This is a genomic window from Flavobacterium endophyticum (genome assembly GCF_003634455.1).
Taxonomy (GTDB): Bacteria; Bacteroidota; Bacteroidia; order Flavobacteriales; family Flavobacteriaceae; genus Flavobacterium; species Flavobacterium endophyticum.
The window spans coordinates 1,760,644-1,775,955 of sequence record NZ_RBLC01000001.1; the positions used below are offsets into that span (position 1 = coordinate 1,760,644).

At 38.6% G+C, this 15,312-nt stretch carries 12 protein-coding genes; 5 read left to right on the forward strand and 7 right to left on the reverse strand.

The genetic code is table 11. The features are described 5' to 3' along the window. Positions 1-8 precede the first annotated feature (8 nt). The gene (locus tag CLV94_RS07960) at positions 9-1,337 is read right to left on the reverse strand and encodes a prenyltransferase/squalene oxidase repeat-containing protein (protein WP_121375868.1); all 1,329 of its coding nucleotides are present in this window, start codon (positions 1,335-1,337) and stop codon (positions 9-11) included. A gap of 147 nt (positions 1,338-1,484) precedes the next feature. Here CLV94_RS07960 and CLV94_RS07965 point away from each other — a divergent pair, with 147 nt between their 5' ends. Then, positions 1,485-3,305 carry a tetratricopeptide repeat-containing sensor histidine kinase gene (locus CLV94_RS07965; protein WP_245982497.1) on the forward strand — a complete coding sequence of 607 codons (1,821 nt, stop codon included), beginning with the start codon at positions 1,485-1,487 and terminating at the stop codon, positions 3,303-3,305. Further along, entirely contained in the window at positions 3,305-4,057 is a 753-nt protein-coding gene (locus tag CLV94_RS07970) for a LytR/AlgR family response regulator transcription factor (RefSeq protein ID WP_211331183.1), read from the forward strand. The genes CLV94_RS07965 and CLV94_RS07970 overlap by 1 nt, the downstream gene beginning before the upstream one ends. Here CLV94_RS07970 and CLV94_RS07975 read toward each other — a convergent pair whose 3' ends face one another. From CLV94_RS07975 to panC, 6 genes are all read right to left on the reverse strand, one after another. Beyond that, the gene (locus CLV94_RS07975; protein WP_121375871.1) at positions 4,058-6,028 is read right to left on the reverse strand and encodes a transglycosylase domain-containing protein; all 1,971 of its coding nucleotides are present in this window, start codon (positions 6,026-6,028) and stop codon (positions 4,058-4,060) included. It lies immediately after the preceding gene. A 94-nt stretch (positions 6,029-6,122) separates the two neighbouring features. After that, complete coding sequence (radA, locus tag CLV94_RS07980) at positions 6,123-7,487, reverse strand: DNA repair protein RadA (RefSeq protein WP_121375872.1); 1,365 nt, start codon at positions 7,485-7,487, stop codon at positions 6,123-6,125. Between the two features lie 4 nt (positions 7,488-7,491). Next, on the reverse strand, positions 7,492-8,634 hold the full coding sequence (locus CLV94_RS07985) for an alpha/beta hydrolase (RefSeq protein WP_121375873.1): 1,143 nt from the start codon (positions 8,632-8,634) through the stop codon (positions 7,492-7,494). A gap of 66 nt (positions 8,635-8,700) precedes the next feature. Then, positions 8,701-9,663: a lysylphosphatidylglycerol synthase transmembrane domain-containing protein gene (locus tag CLV94_RS07990; RefSeq protein ID WP_121375874.1), complete on the reverse strand. Its 963-nt coding sequence runs from the start codon at positions 9,661-9,663 to the stop codon at positions 8,701-8,703. 7 nt (positions 9,664-9,670) lie between these two features. Continuing rightward, positions 9,671-10,021 (reverse strand): aspartate 1-decarboxylase, encoded by a 351-nt coding sequence (panD, locus tag CLV94_RS07995; protein ID WP_121375875.1) that lies wholly within the window; start codon positions 10,019-10,021, stop codon positions 9,671-9,673. A gap of 20 nt (positions 10,022-10,041) precedes the next feature. Beyond that, positions 10,042-10,890, reverse strand: a complete 849-nt coding sequence (gene panC, locus CLV94_RS08000) for a pantoate--beta-alanine ligase (protein ID WP_121375876.1) — start codon at positions 10,888-10,890, stop codon at positions 10,042-10,044. A gap of 106 nt (positions 10,891-10,996) precedes the next feature. On the opposite strand from panC, the gene CLV94_RS08005 reads away from it, so the two are divergent. The 3 genes from CLV94_RS08005 to glmS are packed head-to-tail and all read left to right on the forward strand — an operon-like array spanning position 10,997 to position 15,295. Then, positions 10,997-11,803 carry a glycogen/starch synthase gene (locus CLV94_RS08005; protein ID WP_121376267.1) on the forward strand — a complete coding sequence of 269 codons (807 nt, stop codon included), beginning with the start codon at positions 10,997-10,999 and terminating at the stop codon, positions 11,801-11,803. Between the two features lie 18 nt (positions 11,804-11,821). After that, positions 11,822-13,438, forward strand: a complete 1,617-nt coding sequence (locus tag CLV94_RS08010) for a DUF4270 domain-containing protein (protein ID WP_121375877.1) — start codon at positions 11,822-11,824, stop codon at positions 13,436-13,438. Positions 13,439-13,450: 12 nt separating this feature from the next. After that, positions 13,451-15,295 carry a glutamine--fructose-6-phosphate transaminase (isomerizing) gene (glmS, locus tag CLV94_RS08015; protein ID WP_121375878.1) on the forward strand — a complete coding sequence of 615 codons (1,845 nt, stop codon included), beginning with the start codon at positions 13,451-13,453 and terminating at the stop codon, positions 15,293-15,295. Positions 15,296-15,312: the final 17 nt, after the last annotated feature.

Here is a 15,312-nt window from a genome sequence, read left to right on the forward strand (position 1 = left end):
TTTTTAGATTATTGTAAGTTTTTGATGTCGTTTTCAATAGTAAGAATCATCAGGCAGGCTGCAGTACAAAACACAGGACTGGTGATGCAGTGATGTCCGTTCCAGCTTCCGTCGTTGTTTTGGATGCTGATGATTCTGCCGCTCACGTCGTCATACCATTTTTTCCATTCGTCGTCTTGATTGACAATCATGGATTCTCCGGTTTGCAAGAAGCTCAAGAATTCTTCTCCACCGTTATTCCCGAAACCGCTGATGACGTTTTTGTCCATCGCTTTTACTTTTGCGGATTTATAAACCTTATCAGCAACATCATATACTTCAGCTTGTTCTTCAGAAACGCCTGCTTTTTTGAGATTTTCTTTATTCAATACAGCATTACGGTCTAGTTTTCCTTCGCTTTTGGCTTTATTGATAATGGCCTTGGCTTCTTGTGATTCTTTGGCACTGCCACGTACAGAACTGCTCACGGCATATAACATGACTCCTGCGCCGTCTTCCGTTTTTACGCTTTCGCTTTCGGCATTGTAATTGCTTTTTTGGTATTCACGGGATTTTTTCAGCTTATCAGAATCTACTTTTACGTCTTTATTTTTTGCTGCATTTTCAAGGCTCGAACTGGCAAAAGAAGATTGCAATACGCCAGCCCAACCGGCACCTTTTACTTTTCCGTTCTCGTCATACGATTTCTCGATTTTGTTGACGCAGATTTGGATGGCCTCTTTTACCTGAGTTTTTAAAGTTTTCTCTTTTAATAAAGGATACACCTGATTCAGAAATTGAAGCGTCAGCACAGCATCAATGTTTTCTCCTAGTTTGCTTTGGATTTGCGTGCCGCGGACTTCGGTTATGAAATTGGGATTGTTTTTCGTCTTTTCGATTTCGGAAAGAAGATAATTCAGGCTCTTTCTTAAGGTTTCACTGTATTTACCTGATTCTAGGTTGTAGCCACAACGATACAATGCCATAGCCGTCATTGCTGTTGTTGCCGGATCAGAACTCACCGCATGTGGATCCATTACATTTTGTCTTGCATGCGAACCCGCGCCCCACCCGCCGTCTTTGTTTTGGGCTTTGATGAGCCACAATTCGCCTTGTACAATCTTGTCGTCGATTTTTGTATCTCGTTTTACTTTTGCAAATCCGTCTGACGGTTGTTCGCCCATAACCGTCATAAAGACACACGGTTTTTCTTCCTCTTCTTTTCCTTCTGGAAGCGAAGCCAGTTTTTTTGTTTCAGGAGTTTTATCGTTCTCTACTATAGAACGGTTATTTATAATTCCCACAGAGATATAACATCCTGCGAGAAAGACTGCAACGGAAATAATTCTTGTTTTCATAATAAAGGTTTTTATTGATTTGTAGGGTAAAATTATCTCTTACGACAATTCAGTTTTTCCACAAATGGTGAAACGGGCTTTTCAATTGGTGAAAGGAATAGGATAAGAGGTTAGAATTATTTTACTTTACATTGCAGAAAATACGTAATGATGAAAATAAGAGAAGCCTTATTCTTTTTGGTCTTGCTGTTCGGTATCCAAACCGTTACGGCACAAGATACTATTAAAAAGAAAGGCAAGGTGGACAAGAAGATGTATGATGTCAATCAGGCGGCTGCCGAAGTGAAAAAATCATTGTCAGAAGATGAAAACGACTTGCAGACTGCCCAAAAATATGAAGCGTTAGCCAAACAACTTTCGGCAAAAGGCGAGTATGCAAAGGCTGAAGAATATCTGAAAAAAGCCCGCGATATCTATGCCAAACGCAACAAGAAAAAAGAAACAGCGAATGCTAATCGCGGTATCGCTAAAGTCCAAGAATCGCAAAACAAGACCCAAGATGCTATCGTCAGTTATGAATCGGCCAGCCAGATTGCTACAGACAAGGTAGCTGAAAGGATAAATTATAATGATGCGGAACGGTTAAAAAATAGCACGCCAGAACAAAAGTCCGATTATATTTTATCTAATATTGATTTGTTAGAAAAAGAAGGCAAAAAAGAAGAAACGGCCGAGGCCTATCAGCAAATGGCTAAAAATAGTATTGACAGGAATGATGCCAAAGGAGCGGTTGAAAATTATAAGAAAGCATTAGAAAACGTAAAGCACAAGCCTGAAGAAGCCATCAAGATCAAGAGTGAAATTGCCAAGGTATATGCTTCGGAAAATGAATTTGACAAAGCCATAGAAATCAACAAAAAGCTTATCAACGAAGCCAAAGAGAAGAATGATTCCGAAACACAGATTGTTCAGATGCAAGAACTGGCGACAGTCTATTTTAAGCAGCAGGATGCCGAAAAAGGAATTTCGGTATTAAAAAATGCATATGAACTTGCGATCCAAAATGGCAAGACGCTCTTGGCTAAAAACAGTCTGGAGCAGTTGATAAAAGAATACAATGCCAAAGGGAACGGCGATAAAAGCATCGAATTGTATGAGAATTTCTTTGAGAACTTTGAAACCCTCATCAAATCAGATAATTCCTTAGTTGATTCTAAAGTTTTTCAAGTAACAGAAGACCGGATCAAACATCTTGAAAAAGAAAAGGCTTTAAAAGATGAATTAATCAGCAAGAAAAATACGTTTAATTATTTTCTCTTGGGTTCTGTTTTGCTGATGATTTTGCTTTTTGTTTTTATCGTAAAAGCCTTGTATTCCATCAAGACCAAAAACAAGAAAATTGCCTTGCAGTCGTTACGAAGAGAAATGAATCCACATTTTATTTTTAACAGCCTTAATTCTGTTAATCAGTTTATTTCCGAAAATAACGAGCTCGAAGCCAATAAATACCTGACGTCTTATTCCAATCTGATGCGAAATATGATGGAGAATTCCAATAAAGATTTTGTTTCGCTGAATAACGAGGTAGAGCAACTAAAAAAATATTTAGACTTAGAACATTTGCGCTTCAATGAAAAATTTGATTATGAAATTACCATCGATGAAGCGTTAGATGGAGATGCGGTTTTTGTTCCCAACATGCTGTTGCAGCCGCATCTGGAAAATGCAATTTGGCATGGCCTCCGCTATAAGGAAGGAAAAGGATTTTTAAAACTAGATTTCAAGCTCAAGAACAATTTGATCAAAGTAACGATTGACGATAACGGAATCGGACTAAAGAAAAGCCAGGAACTAAAAACTACGAATCAAAAAGTGCATGAATCCCGTGGCGTGACCAATACGCGAGAACGAATCAGCCTTTTGAACGAGCTGTATAAAAAGAACATCACTTTCGAAATTTCAGAGAAAGAAAGCCCAGAGACAGGAACACGAGTCGAAATTAATTTTCCATTAATAGACAGAATCTGATGGTATTGCAAAAAATAAAAAGTGTCATCGTAGAAGATGAAACCGCAGCACGGGAAGTCTTGAAAAACTACCTGCAGAAATATTGCCCGCAGATTGAGGTTGTTGGCGAAGCTCAAAATTTTAATGAAGCCGTTCCATTGCTTCATGAAGTGCAGCCGCAATTGGTTTTTCTCGATGTGGAAATGCCGTTTGGAAATGCGTTTGATGTTTTAGAAGCCTGTAAAGACTTACAGTTTGAAACCATTTTTGTGACCGCTTTTTCAGAATATTCCCTAAAAGCTTTGAACCAAAGTGCAGCTTATTATCTGTTAAAGCCCATCAGCATTGAAGAATTGATTACCGCGGTAAACAAAGTACAGCAACATATCGTAAACCATGAGATTTTTAACCGGAATAAGATTATCGTAGAGAATTTCAGAGAAACCAAACCCGAGAAACAGCAAGTGATTCTTCCTACCTTAGAAGGCTTTGAAGTCGTAAAGATGGAAGAAATCGTAAGGCTTCGCGGCAACGGAAATTTCACCGATTTGTATCTGGCAAACGGACAGAAAAAAATGGTCTGTCGCTTTCTGAAACACTTTACCGAAATCCTTCCTTTTCCGTTTGTACGTGTCCATAAGTCGCACATCATCAACATCAACGCTGTGAAATCCTATCATAAAGGGACAGGCGGTTATGTGACGCTGGAAGACGGTTCGGAAATCGAAATTTCACCAAGCTACAAAGAAGAATTTCTAAAAGCTTTTAAATAGCTAAAAATCAAATTCCTCATCAATAGCCATAGAATCTACAGCGGTAGAATCTGGCGCTTTTATTCTTAAGAAAGAACGGGCCGGACCTGTAATTTCTACAGGGAAGTGCTTCTGGAGCGTATCGTCTTGCGTCAGCAGTCCGCGGCGAATCATCAAGCTGGTCATGTATTCGTTTCGCTTTTCGGCAAAAGATTTTAACTTTCCTTGGTTGTTAAATTGCCACATAAATCCTCGTGGCCTTGGAACGATGCTTGCCAAAAACAAGGATTCGTTCAAGTTCAGTTGCGACGGATGTTTTCCAAAATAAAAATAAGCCGCTTCTCCGATTCCATATACATTCGGTCCCCATTCGATAATGTTGAAATAAACTTCCAGCATTCTTTCTTTGCTGGCAATTCGATTGTTTTCCAAGATATACACCAACAGAATTTCTTCCAGCTTGCGCGAAAGCGTTTTTTCTCTTGTCAAGAAAACATTTTTAATCAGCTGCATGCTGATGGTACTAGCACCGCGTGAAAAACGTTTGGTCTTGATATTTTTGATAATCGACTGCTTGAATGCTTCATTGATAAAACCGCGATGTGAGAAAAAGGACGGATCTTCCGAAGTCAGCACTGCTTTTCGGATATAAGGCGAAATCTGGTCCAAAGGTGTGTAGTTTGGATTTGACATTCCAACTTCTATCTGTCGCTGACGGACTCCATTTATGATAGCACGATAGGCGAAATCGCTATTCAACTTGTTGAGGTTGGCTTCGCCGTATTTGGTGATTTTCAAATCTTCTTTTTTCAGCTGGCTGTCAAAAACCAATTCTCTTGGCTTGTTTTTGTTGTACAGGAATTCTAGGTTGTAACTGAAGTTTCCTTCGGCTTCCATGCCTTCAAAATTAGTAAAAAGTCCTTCGGGAAGCGAAACGATAAAATCCTGCGCTTTCATTTTCGGAATTTTCACTTTCAAGGCATAAATCTGATTTTTGTCTTCTTTTACTTTCTGATAAAAAACATACGGCGTGAATTTCATCTTGTTCAGCGTAACCGAAGAAGTGCTGTCAATCGCTATAAAATCTTCTCCAAAAAGCAGATTGTAATTGAAATTTGCCTTTTTAATAACAACATCCTTATTGGCAATTTTTGGATGATTTACGGTAAAGTTTGCGATAGAAGTAAAGCCGTCAATATGCAATTCGTCCCCGTCCATTTCGATATTAGAAACATTAAGGCGAATCGAATCGAAGCCCGCTTTCATGTTGAAACGTTCATCGACATAAGGAATTCGAATTTTGCCCGTGTCTACATTAAAAAATCGCAAGTCTGTTTTTTTATTTCTAGGATCGGCAAAACCCTTGATTTTCCAGTTCTGCTTAAAATTATCTGCCGTGACGCCGATAGTCGTTTCTAGTTCTTTGTCTTCCAGATGTAGTTTTTTCAAATCTAGTTTTACCTTTCTGCCCATGTCGTCCATTCGAAGTGAAATGTTTTCCAGATTCATGTCGGTGGGAATCAGATTCAAGGCTTGGTTTAAGAGTCGGTAGGCTTTTTCGGCATAATTTGTCTCTACATTAGTGGTGTCTTCGTTGGATTTACGTTTCAAGAAAGCGTCGAAATTGCGGCCTTTTTCGTTTTTGACCAGCTGAACAAAACCATTTTTGACATGGAGCGTTCCTAATTGCACATCGCCAGTCAGTAGGCGCCAGAAGTTGATATTGGTCTTGATGCTTTCAACATTCAGCAAAGTGTCCGCGTTTTTCGGAACCAGAAGTACATTCTCTAGAGCAACTCCCGAAAAACCTTCGAACGATGCTTTTTTAATGGAAAAATTGCTGTCGTAATCTCGTTCCATCTTGTCAGAAACTTTTGCGACAGCTTTTTGCAGTATGGAATTTCTAAAAATAAAAAATGTGCCTATGGAAAGCACAAAAAGCACGCCTATGATTTTTGCAGCGAGGATTGCTTTTTGTTTTCTGGATCTCATTGAGGATTTGTGGTTGGTTTAAAAAACAAATATAACGATTAATGGAAAACCAATAGTTAAATAGCGGTAATTAACAGCATTCCTCACTACTACGCTAGCCAAATAATTCGCTTACTACATCTTCGATTTTTGAAACTAGACGGATTTTTATAAACGTATTTTTGAGCGTAATCTTATTGTATTTTGAAACGAAAATGGTAGAAAAGCCTAATTTTTCTGCTTCTTGGATTCTTTGGTCGACACGATTGACGGGACGAATTTCTCCTGAAAGTCCTACTTCGCCAGCAAAGCAGAAATCTTTTCCGACAGGAATATCTTCATTGGAAGAAAGAATCGCGGCCACGACAGCCAAGTCAATAGCAGGATCATCTACAGAAATACCTCCGGTAACGTTCAAGAAAACATCTTTGGCGCCTAAGCGGAAGCCAGCTCTTTTTTCCAATACGGCCAAAATCATGTTCAATCGCTTGGCATTGTAGCCTGTGGTGCTTCGTTGTGGCGTTCCATAAACGGCGGTGCTGACTAGCGCTTGAATTTCAATCATCAATGGACGCATGCCTTCAAGCGTTGTTGCAATTGCAGTTCCCGAAAGCTCTTCTTCTTTATGAGAAATCAAGATTTCAGACGGATTTGAGACTTCTCTCAAGCCAGAGCCTTGCATTTCGTAGATTCCTAATTCTGCCGTAGAACCGAAACGGTTTTTTAGCGAACGCAAGATTCTGTAGATATGATTCCTGTCGCCTTCAAACTGCAAGACAGTATCGACCATATGTTCTAAGATTTTTGGTCCCGCAATGTTTCCGTCTTTCGTAATGTGTCCGATCAAGATGACCGGAATATTGGTTTCTTTGGCGAATTTTATCAGTTCGGCAGTGGTTTCCCGAATCTGTGAAATGCTTCCGGCAGAAGACTCAATATAATCGGTATGGAGCGTTTGTATGGAATCGATAATGACGATTTCTGGATCTATGGCTTCAATCTGCTTGAAAATATTTTGCGTTTTTGTTTCGGTAAGGATATAGCAGTTGTCGCTTAACGGATTGATTCTTTCGGCACGCATTTTTATTTGCTTCTGGCTTTCTTCGCCGGAAACGTACAATGTTCGATAAGGTAATTTTAGAGAAATTTGCAAAAGCAACGTACTTTTTCCAATTCCAGGTTCGCCTCCTAAAAGAATTAAAGAACCAGGAACAATACCGCCACCTAGAACACGGTTTAATTCTCCGTCTCTAGTGTCCATGCGGACTTCTTCGGTGCTGTCGATTTCATGGATTTTTAACGGCTTCGTGACTCTTTTTGAATCAGGCGAAGGCGTGCTTTTCCAATCTTTCTTGTCTTCTTTTTGGATTATTTCTTCGGCAATCGTATTCCATTCCTTGCAGGAATTGCATTGGCCTTGCCACTTCGAATATTGGGCGCCACAGTTTTGGCAGAAAAAAGTCGTTTTTATTTTTGACATATATTTATTTGCTCTTCATTTCATCTGCTTTTTCAAGCATCATGTCTTTTGTCAAGTCGCCAATTTCATTTTTTGTGTAAGCGTTTTGGTACGATTTGAAAGCACGTTTGAAATCTCCAGTGTGCTCATACATCATGCCCATCTCATAATCGGCAAGCATTGCTTTAGGGTAGCTTTTTCTAGCCATGGCAGATAATTTTTCAAACTCAGCATACGCCTTATTTTTTAGAATAGCGGCTTCAATTGCCTTAAAGTCATTAACACGAATCGGCATCTTTATTCCTAAAGATTTTTCGATGATTTCATATTTATTAGCCAAATAATCAGCGTAACCGCTTGGAAGCGTTGCAATTTTTTCTTGGAATTCTACAGTAGAAATAGGTTGGTAGGCAGAGAATATCTGGTACAGCGCATTTGGAACTGCAGGAAGCACTAAAGAATAATGTGTAGCATTTTTGAATTCGTCAAAGCGATAATTGACGTTCGGGTTGCTCATCTTTCTGATGTTTTCATCAAGTTCTTTGATTTTTTTTTGCATTTTTTTTAAATCGCCATCGGCTGTTGCTTGATAATAGAAAATCGGCTGTTTGAATGTAGCAAGGCGTTCCGCAATTCGGGTTTCCATTTCTGGAGCAAATTCAGGGCTTAATGAAATATAGGCATTAAAAACAGGCTGGTCTTTGTAAAGATAAAAATTCAAAAATCCAGCGGTAGTGTCATGTCCGGCAATAACCCTGAAAGGAGCGATCCTGTATTTTTTTTCTAATGCAGGAATCAATTCAGAGCCAATAAATTCGTAGAAACGGGAACCGCCTTCTTCTGGCAATCCAGTTTCTTTATCGAATTGACTGTCGTTGAAACGTTCGCCGTTTTTATTTTGGCTGATTCCGACGATGATTACCGGCGGCAGATCGTCCCAATAATTAGCATAGGACAAAGCACCTGAGAAGGCATCAAAAAGATATTCTCCATCGAGGAGTATTAGGAGCGGAAATTTTCTATCAGGTTCTTTTTCATAAGCAGGCGGAAGGGAAATCATGATCTGGCGCGTGCCGTTTAGTTTTTCGGATTTTACTTCTTCAACACTTTTTTGGGCGAATAAGCTAAAAGAAAAAATGCAAAAAGCAGCAGTTATGAAGTTTTTCATTGCGAGGGTTTTTGGTTAGTTAGCATAGAGACAAGAGGTCTCTAAATAGGAAAGCAAGATAATAATTTATTTTTTCCTATTGAGGATCGGCAAAAGCAAAAACGAAAGTCCGCCTAAAATAATTATTTGCACGGTTTGTGACGTCCAGATAATCCAGCCGAAAGCAGTTCCCGCTTCTTTTGGGATTCCGTATAGCGCTAAAATTCCAGCAATTAGCACAGGAAAAACGCCAAAGCCTCCGTTTGAGAAAGAAATGGCCAAGCTTCCGATTACGAAAGCGGTTACCACAACGCCAAAACTGATGTCGCTTGTTTCTTGTAAAGCAAAAATAGCGGTATAGAAAGTCAATACATACCCAATCCAGATGATAGCGGTATAAAACAGAAAGGACCATTTTTTTTCCATTCTCCAAACGCTCAAGAGACCTTCTGTCAATCCAGAAATTTTTCCTTTGATTATCAGGATCCATTTGGATTTTGAGTAGACAAAAAGAAGAATGGCGGAAAGGAAAATCACAAAAGCCACAATTCCGTAAATCAATAATTTTTCTACAGGAATCGTATTTAAAAGGAAGGTTTTTAAGACTTCAAACTGCAATAAGACGGCCGTCGCGATGAATAACAAAAGGATAATGAAATCGACAACTCTTTCGGCAATAATGCTTCCGAAAGCCTTGTCAAAGGGAATGTCTTCGTATTTTTTTAATACCAAAGCTCTGGAAACTTCTCCTGATCTTGGTATCGTCATGTTCATAAAGTAAGCAATCCAAACGGCCATGAAATTATTCTTGAACGGAGAATGGTATCCCATGTGTTCTAGCATAAATCTCCAGCGATAGGCTCTGGCAGCATGGCTAATGAATCCGAAAATCAGGGCGATAAAAATATAAGTGTAATCGGCATTTCGGAAGTAGCTCTTCATTTCCTCCAATTGTTCGGGAGTAAATGAATTATAGGTATATATAGTCAAAAAAACTCCCAATAGAATTGGGAGCAGGATGGATAGTATTTTGCTGATTTTTTTCTTCAAAAGACTTTTAGGTTAAGGAGTTATCCTTTTCATTAGGGAAAACAAGCGTCGGTTTGAAAGTCTTGGCTTCTTCAAAATCTAAAATTCCGTAGGAAATGATGATGATGATGTCGCCTTTTTGTACCATTCTCGCCGCAGGGCCATTTAGGGTAATCTCGCCGCTGTTTCTGTTTCCTTTGATCGCGTAAGTTTCTAGTCGCGCGCCATTATTGATGTTTACAATAGAAACTTTTTCTCCTTCAACAATATTGGAGGCTTCCATCAACGCTTCGTCGATCGTGATACTTCCAATGTAGTTTAAATCTGCTCCAGTTACCGTAACACGGTGAATCTTGGACTTAACAACTTGAATTTGCATGGTGCAAAGGTAATTATTTTTTAATTTAATGAAATATTATCTATCAAGCGGATACTGTTAATAAAAACAGCGATGAAAGCGCGGTATTTTTTACTGTTATTTTTTTCTTGTATCGGTAGTAATTGGTCTTCGTCTGCAATCTGAAAATACTCCAGCTTGAACTCTGGATTTTTTTTAAAAACGCTTTCAACCCAGCTGGTAACTTCTTTTGCACTTTCCGTGCCAAACTTTTCTTTGGCAGTTTTTAAGGTCTTGTATATCAGGGAAGCATCTTCTCTTTGTTGTGCAGAAAGCCTTTCATTTCGAGAGCTCATGGCTAGTCCGTTTTGTTCTCTGAATATAGGGCAACCTATAACATTCACGGGCATTTGATGCTTTTCGACCATTTTTTTTACGATCTGCAGTTGCTGAAAATCTTTTTCTCCAAAATAGGCATTGGTAGGATGTACGATTTCAAAAAGGCGCTTGACAATTGTGCCGACACCGTCAAAATGTCCTGGTCGGTGTTCGCCTTCCATCTGGTTTTCTAATCCGTCGAAATTGAAAGAGGCAGATACGGTATTCCCGTTGTAGATATCCTCAACGCTAGGAGCAAAAACCAAAACCTCTTTGCTGACGTTTTCGATTTTTTGAGTGTCTTTTTCTAAAGTCCTAGGATATTTTTCTAAATCTTCAGCATTATTGAATTGAGTAGGATTTACAAAAATACTGACCACCGTTACTTGGTTTTCGCCAAGTGATTTTTCAATCAGTGACAAGTGTCCTTGGTGCAGTGCGCCCATTGTTGGAACAAACCCGATTGTCGTATTTTCTTTGGCAACCGACTTTAAATGGTTTTTGAGATCTTCTTGTCTGTTGAAAATGAGCATCAGCTTAAGATTAAATTGAGTGCAAACTTACCATTTTTGTTAATAACTGCATAAATTTTTGTAATTTTGCATGTTTTTATATGCAATAAATAAAGTTCAAAACAATATGGAGGATAAGAGGATATTGTATGTATCATCTGAGGTAGTACCTTACTTGGCTGAAAATGAAGTATCTATAATGTCATATGACGTTCCGAAAATGATCAATGATCAAGGGGGGCAGATTAGGATTTTTATGCCACGATATGGAAACATAAATGAAAGAAGGCATCAGCTGCATGAAGTTATACGTCTTTCTGGAATGAATCTGGTGGTAAATGATTTGGACATGCCGCTGATTATTAAGGTAGCTTCTATACCGAAAGAAAGAATCCAGGTTTATTTTATCGATAATGACGAGTATTTCAAGCGCAAAGCTACTTTTACGGACGAAGAAGGAGTTTTGTATCCGGATAACGACGAAAGAGCGATCTTTTTTGCAAAAGGAGTGGTTGAGACGGTAAAAAAACTAAACTGGGTTCCAGATATTATCCACGTTCATGGCTGGCTAGCTGGAATGCTTCCGATTTATATGAAGCACTATTATAAAGATGAGGCTTTGTTTTCTGAAACAAAAATAGTCACATCGGTTTACAGCCAAGGTTTTGAAGGAAACTTGGACATGGAAATGATGAAAAAAGTAGCTTTTGACGGTATTCCAAATGAATCGATCGAGCACTTGGCGGAGCCAAATTATGAAAACATAATCAAGGCTTCTGTTATGCACTCAGACGCTGTCATTATTGCTTCGGATGACCTGTCTCCAAGTTTAACAAAATTTATAGAATCATCGGGAAAACCTTTTTTACCTTTCGCCCCGAAAGATAAGTTTGCAGAAGCTTATACTAATTTCTATAGAAATCAAGTTTTATAAAAAACATTACTAAAAAATATGCTTAATAATTCAATCTTTAAGAAGGTTCTTTTTCTTGTCATAGGCCTTGGATTTCTGCTTTCTTGCGACAGCGAATACAATTCCATAGGTGCGGACATTGTGGATGATAATGATCATTTTGGATTCATAAAAAATGACGCTTCTTCAATTGTTGCATTCAACCAAAAAACAGGCGCTGTCCAAACAAATAATCTTTCTGTAAATCCATTAGGTGTATTTGACAGCGGTATTTTCGGAAAAACTACAGCAAATTTTGTTACGCAAGTAGAGCTAAAAAGCGAAAACCCTAAATTTAGGGATGTACCTTCCTCGGCAAAGATAAAATCAGTAGTCTTGAACATACCTTATTATACTACTTTCCTTAAGACAGAAACTGATGGTAGCAACAAGTATGAGCTTGATTCTGTTTACGGGAACATCGCCAATAAAATAAAACTTGGCGTTTATGAAAACGGCTATTATTTAAGAGATTTTGATCCAAACGGCGGTTTCGTCGATGCGCAGAAATTCTATTCTGACCAAAATGCTGTTTTTAACAGTGTCAAAGGAGCAAGATTAAACGACTCTTCAGATTTAAGCCAGAACGATCAATTTGCTTTCAGTCCGTTAGAACATGTGATCCAGCCAGAAGAAGAAGGCGGTGATATAGTAAGAGAACTTCCGAGCATGAAGCTGAACTTAAACAAAGATTTTTTCTATAATAAATTGATTGCGTCTAGCGGCAACTTGGTAAACAATAACGTTTTTAAAAACCATTTTAAAGGATTGTATTTCCAAGTAGAAGAAATTTCAGGCAGCGCTTTGGCTTTGTTGGATTTTTCAAAAGGAACCATCACCATGACGTATGAAGATAAGAAAATAAAAATCGTAAACGGTGAAGAAGTTGATGATGGTGTTGAAGAAAAAACACTTGTTCTTAACTTAAAAGGAAACACGGTAAGCTTGTTGGATAATGCCTCTACAGGCGCCAGCCAAACGTATGATAATATAGTAGGTAATCCGGTAACAGGAGATCAAAAATTATATTTGAAAGGCGGAAATGGTTCTGTAGCGATGATTGATTTGTTCGGAGGTGGCGAATCTGCTGAATTAGAAGCGCTGAGAACTGAAGCAATTTCGAATAACTGGCTTATCAATGAAGCCAACCTGGTTTTTTATGTTGATCAGCCTACAATGACGAATAATACGGATCCGAATAGGATTTATGTGTATAACGCAAAAGATAACATTCCATTGGTAGATTATCTTTTTGATACGTCAAATGGCGGAGGAAAAACTAAATATTCGAAAGTAACTTTTGGCGGAATTGTCAAGCTGACAGGAAATGCTGACGATACGAATAGAAAAGGAATTCAATATAAGGTCAGAATTACAGAACATATTAAAAGAGTATTGCTTAAAGACTCTACCAATGTAAGATTGGGTGTTTCTGTAACCGAAGATATTGTTAAATCAACTAGCGTGGCATTGCGAACGCCTTCACCGGCTTTCAAAAAAGTGCCTTTCTCTTCAGTAATGAGTCCGCTTGGAACAGTTCTTTTTGGAAGTGCTCCAGTACCATCTAATGAAAACAAGAGATTAAAGCTTGAAATTTATTACACTAAGCCTAACTAATACGATAAAATTATGTGTGGAATCGTTGGATATATTGGTCATAGAGATGCATATCCTATTATCATAAAAGGACTAAAAAGATTAGAATACAGAGGTTACGATAGTGCAGGGATTATGCTATATGATGGCGAGTCCATGAAAGTATCGAAGACAAAAGGAAAAGTGTCTGACCTTGAAGAAAAAGCAAAAGAAATTTCCACAAACGGAAATATCGGAATAGGCCATACGCGTTGGGCGACACATGGTGTCCCGAATGATGTGAATTCACATCCGCATCTTTCCAATTCAGGAGATTTGGCAATCATCCACAACGGAATCATCGAAAATTATGAGCCGTTAAAAAAAGAGCTGATCAAGAGAGGCTATGTTTTCAAATCGGATACCGATACCGAAGTCTTGGTAAATCTTATTGAAGACGTTCAGAAAAAAGACAAACTAAAATTAGGAAAAGCAGTTCAGATTGCCTTGAACCAGGTAGTAGGAGCCTATGCGATAGCTGTTTTTGATGTAAAAAAACCAGACGAAATCGTAGTGGCGCGCTTGGGAAGCCCTTTGGCTATCGGAATAGGGGAAGATGAATTCTTTATCGCTTCTGATGCTTCTCCATTTATCGAATATACTTCCAATGCTATTTATTTGGAAGATGAAGAGATGGCAATTGTTAGAAAAAACAAATCCATCAAAGTAAGAAAAATCAAAGATGATTCTTTGGTAGATCCTTATGTTCAAGAGCTTCAGATGAATCTTGAGCAGATTGAAAAAGGAGGCTACGAGCATTTTATGTTGAAAGAAATCTATGAGCAGCCAAGCGTAATCAAGGATACCTATAGAGGAAGACTTTTGGCCAACAAAGGAATTATCCAGATGGCCGGTATTGAAGATAATCTTGAAAAATTCCTCAATGCAGAAAGAATTATCATTGTGGCTTGTGGAACTTCATGGCATGCTGGTTTAGTTGCAGAGTATATTTTTGAAGAATTTGCAAGAATCCCAGTTGAAGTAGAATATGCCTCAGAATTTAGATACAGAAACCCAATCATCAACCCAAAAGATGTAGTTATCGCTATTTCGCAATCAGGTGAAACGGCAGATACGCTTGCAGCGATTAAGTTGGCGAAAGAAAGAGGAGCTTTTGTCTTTGGAGTATGTAACGTAGTGGGTTCGTCTATTTCGCGCGAGACACATGCAGGTGCTTATACGCACGCTGGTCCAGAAATCGGAGTAGCATCAACAAAAGCATTTACGACTCAAATTACAATTCTGACATTGATATCGCTTCGTTTGGCTAAAGCAAAAGGAACTTTATCTAATTCAGATTTCCACAGATACCTTCAAGAATTAGAGGTTATTCCTGAAAAAGTAGCCGAAGCGCTTGCTACAAATGATATTGCAAAAACTATTGCTTCTATTTATAAAGACGCTCCAAACTGTCTTTATCTAGGAAGAGGTTATAATTTCCCAGTGGCATTAGAAGGCGCGTTAAAACTAAAAGAGATATCATATATCCATGCTGAAGGCTATCCTGCGGCAGAAATGAAACACGGTCCAATTGCCTTGATTGACGAAAAGATGCCAGTTATTGTAATTGCTCCAAAACAAGGGCACTATGATAAAGTTGTCAGCAATATTCAGGAAATTAAATCTAGAAGCGGTAAAATTATCGCTGTGGTAACAAAAGGCGATACGCAAGTAAGAGAATTAGCCGATCATGTTATCGAAATTCCAGATACTGCAGAAGCGCTGACTCCGTTATTGACTACAATTCCGTTGCAGCTATTATCTTACCACATTGCTGTCATGAGAGGATGTAATGTCGACCAGCCTAGGAACTTAGCAAAATCTGTGACTGTAGAATAGACAGTATTTTATAAAAA